Annotated in this window: 1 protein-coding gene; it reads left to right on the forward strand. The window is 57.1% G+C overall.

Features of this window, described 5'->3' with window-relative positions:
- Positions 1–103: 103 nt before the first annotated feature.
- Positions 104–4,606: FG-GAP-like repeat-containing protein (locus tag ACOCD2_RS12900; protein WP_294030817.1), on the forward strand; the 4,503-nt coding region annotated here is incomplete at its 3' end.

A 4,606-nucleotide genomic window follows, 5' to 3' on the forward strand; every position in this document is an offset into this window, starting at 1 on the left:
TTTGGGGACTGGGATGTCCCAAAATCTATCACGAGGCCGAAGACACGCTTGCCAAGGCGCACCAAGGGCGTTGCCGGTGGTACGTTCTGACATCAGCCCCCCCGTGGGTGACACCCGTCTGGTGGCCTCACTGCCGGGAGAGTTTGGCGTCAGTCCGCGCGGAGGCGCGGGCTATAGTATTCCGTTGGAACTGCCGCCGGGGCGCGGCGCACTCACACCACAACTGGGTTTGCAATATAACAGTCAGGCAGGTAACGGACTGTTGGGGGTGGGGTGGTCCTTGAGCGGTCTGTCGAATATTCATCGTTGCAACCGAACCCTTGCGCAGGATGGTTTTCCGGCCGGGGTGGAACTGAGCCGCGCTGATGCCCTGTGTCTGGATGGACGGCGTTTGCGCGTTGTCAGTGGAACAGAAGGGGAGGCGGGATCGGTTTATCGCCCTGAAGTTGACGATTACACCAAGGTGGAGATGCTGCAGGAGGGCTCCCTGACCTGGTTCAAAGTCTGGACCAAATCAGGTGAAATCATGGAATACGGGCGCACTCCTGATGCCAATATTAGCGTATCTGCCATGCTGGACGGGCGTCCCTACTATGGTTTGGCTTCCCTTCCCAGAAAAACCCGGCGTTGGGCATTGAACAAAGTGACCGATACGGTGGGTAACTATTACACCCTCAGTTATGTTAAAGCCGTTGCTGGCGCTACCCACCAGATCTCCCGGATCGACTACAGCGGCAATGTCGGTGCCCGTTATGCCCCCCATGCCTCGGTGCGCTTCAATTACCAAAGCCGACCGGACAAAACCTATGGCTATGTGGCGCAATCAAGGATCAGGAGCACTCATCGTCTGGCATCCGTTGCAGTCTATGAGGGCGCAGCCCATGTGCGCAGTTACTTCTTCGACTACCTGTCCACCGATTATGTCAACCCCAAGAGCCGTCTGGGGCAGATTCGTTTGTGTGTCGATACGGCGGCCACACAGTGCGTAGCACCCACCCTTGTCGAATGGTATTCCGCCGCAACGCCCAAGGTGGACAATGGTTTTGCGGCGGCGATAGTGAGTCATCGAAGTGCTTTCAGGGACAGTAAAAGTCGGGATGCGGCACAGGTGCTGGACTTCAATGGTGACGGGATTGCAGATCTGGTCTATCCGAACGATGATGGTGGCAGGCTCACGATTGATTTGTACGATGCCCACGGCAGTGTGTCAGCCAACCACCATTTTCTTTCTGCTGAACGCATACCTTTTGTGGAAGGGGGTCCCTGGCCTTATAGCCCCTTTATCCCCATGGATGCGGATGCGGATGGAAAAACCGATATTCTGGTGCCGATTACCGCCAGTGCGGACTACACCGACACCGATGGCGATACACGGCATGCCCGGAAAATAACCGGCTGGAGAAAATATGCTTATGACGCCGCCAACAATACATTGAGCGTCACCCGCCTCACCATTGCCGACACCGCCGGCAGTTGGGGGTGTGACCGGTTATGGGTCAGACAACATTGCGCCCCCCTTGTGTTGGATGCCAATGGTGATGGCCGTCAGGATCTGTTGTATCCCCGGATAACAGGCGCCGACAGCGGTTTTCTCTCCTTTTTGCCCTCTTTTAAATGGGAGTTGTTACTGCAGAACAGCACGGGGGGGTTCACCAATGTTGGCAGTACAGGGTTGCCCACGGGAGCACAGGAACTCCTCGTCATCGATATGAACGGCGATGGCCGGCAGGATTTGTTTTCCGTGAACAACTACCTTTACCTGTCTCAAGGAAGATCTTTTACACCCATATCACTGCATTGGGGGGGTCCGGCACACGACAGCAAATCCCTGGTCATCGATATCAATGGCGACGGCTATCAGGACATTGTCTGGTTTTACCGCGGGAGTGTCAAATATCGCCTGAACCAGGGGGGAACCCACACCGCTTCGGGCACCGGCAGTTTTGCAGGGAACCCGGTGAAGGCGTCACTGACGGAGGCAGGCAGTGGCGCTGTTTTCAGGTTGCTTACCGATCCTGCAGATCGGCACAATGATCCTCAATCCGCCAATCCCATTGACTGGGATAAAGACGGTGTGACCGACATCATACTTGCCCATAAGAAAGGAGGGGTCCGGCACTGGTGGGTATTGCTGACGCGATTTGACAGCCAGGGTAATCCACGCTTCGAAGCGATTGATACGGGCGCTGATGCCTCCGGCATCTACAGACATCATCCCCTGGTTGCGGATTTTAACGGGGATGGCCTGGCCGATTTGGTTGTAGGCCATCAATACAAATGGCAATTGCACAAACGCGCCCGAACCCGGGGGGATCTGGTACGGCGTATTACCGCTGGGCGCGGGCGCAGTAATGATCTTATAGAAATCGAATACGCTTCCCTTTCCCAGGGCATCCATACGGCCCGCTCCAATACGCCCAACAGCCCCCATGGCTGGCGGTATTTTCAGGCACCCATGAGCGTGGTCAGTCAGGTGAAGCAGGATGCAGGGCAGGGGGGTGTACACGAGAAACGGTACCGCTATGAAGGGGCGAGAACCCATACAGAAGGGCGGGGGTTCCAGGGTTTTTCCCGCCAGATCATTACCGATATGACAGCGGGCCTCATCGAATACCAGGATTATCTTCAGCAATTTCCCTATACCGGTAATCAGCTCCGCAAAATTGTCCGGCGCAGCGCGGACAGCCGACTGATTTCCCGCACCGACAATACCTGGAACAGCACGGCCTGGAACCGGTCCAAAGGGCGTATTGAGCAGCCCTATCTGAGCGTATCGGTTCAGAAACACTACGATCTGGCATCGGGCGTACAGCTCAGCAAGACCACCACCACACAATCCAATCGGGATCTTGCCGGGAATTTCCAAACTGTTGGGATCACAACAGTAGATAGCCTGAGCAACAGAACCCAGACCAAAACAACCCAGAGCCGCTATCAGAACAAGGCAACCCATTGGTTAATGGGACGCCTGCTGGGAAGCACTGTCACCCACTCGGGTTCGGCCTATGGCGCCGCCATCCGAATCCGCAAGAGCAGCTTCAGCTACAACATGCGCGCACCCGCCGGGCAGCGGCCCAACGGTTTGCTGCACTGCGAAACCATCGAACCCGATCATCGCGACAGCTCGTTGAGCACCTGTTACAGCTATGATGCCTTCGGTAATCAAAAGACCCAAACTATCAGTGGCAGCGGCATTATCAGCCGCACCACCACCACCGCCCATGATGCGGGCGGTCGCTTCCCCAGTATCACCACCAATGCGCTGGGCCAGCAGGAAACCTACCGCTACAACAGCCGCTATGGTTTCAGGACCCGGCTGACCGGCCCCAACGGCCTGACCACCACCTGGACGCCCGACGCCCTGGGGCGGTTACAGCGGGAAGACCGTGCCGATGGCACCCACACCCGGATCACCTATGAATGGGGTAATACCGATTGCCCAACCGGTACCGTGTACCGCATTCTCACCACCGCCACCGGTCAACCCGCCAGCTACCGGTGCTATGACAAAAAAGGCCGGGTCATTGGCGAAGCCATCCAAGGCTTTGACGGTCGCTACCGGCGTACTGACACCCAATACGACGTATTGGGCCGGGTGGCGCGGGTTTCACGGCCTTTCATCCTCAACCGGACCCCGGCGGGTTGGACCGTCACCACCTACGATATCCTCAACCGCCCCACAGAGGAAAACTCGCCAGTGACAGGTTCCACCGCCTTTGTCTATGGCACCTGGAATGATGGCAGCCATATTGGCCAGTCCATCCTCAGCACCAACGCGCTGGAACAGTCGACACTGACCCTGAGCAATGGTTTTGGGGAGAAAATTGCCGTGCGTGATGCCCTGAACAACTGGACGACCTTCGGGCACACCCCGACAGGCAATGTCGCCAGCATCACCGGTGTTGATGGCAGCCGCACGACGCTCACCTACAACCGCCGGGGAGAAAAAATCCAGCTTGACGATCCTGATCTGGGCACCTGGCGTTATGACTACAACGTCCTGGGGGAATTGATCAGCCAGACCGATGCCAAAAGCCAGGTACTGAAGATGCGCTATGACCGCCTGGGTCGCATGACACTTCGATACCTGAACGGGCAACAAAGTGCCACCCAGGAGACCTGGGGCTATGACGACACCATCAGCCACGGCAAAGCCTTGGGCAAACTCACCACCGAAACCGCCCCCGGCATTACCCGTCATCTGGATTATGACGGCCTCGGTCGCCCCTGGCGCACCCGTACCACCATTAGCGGCACAACCTACACCGCCAGCCAAAGCTACGACGGCTATGGCCGCCTGTCCACAAAAACCCTGCCCGGTGATGGCCTGACCCTCAACTACAGCTACAACAGCGCCAACCACCTGCAACAGGTGGCCGACGCCAGCCCCGGCGGTCTGATCTACTGGAAAGGTATTACCACCAATGCCGATGGACAGTTCACCCAGGAACAACGCAGCGGCATCACCGGTTACCACACCTACAACGCGGCCACCGGGCGTCTCAGCAGCATTGTCACTGCCAGTGTGCAAAATCTGCACTATACCTTCGACAGTCTGGGCAACCTGACTCAACGCAAGGATCTTCTTCAGAACAAAACCGAAAAC

Source organism: Thiolapillus sp., from assembly GCF_048562965.1.
GTDB classification, from domain to species: domain Bacteria; phylum Pseudomonadota; class Gammaproteobacteria; order Chromatiales; family Chromatiaceae; genus Thiolapillus; species Thiolapillus brandeum_A.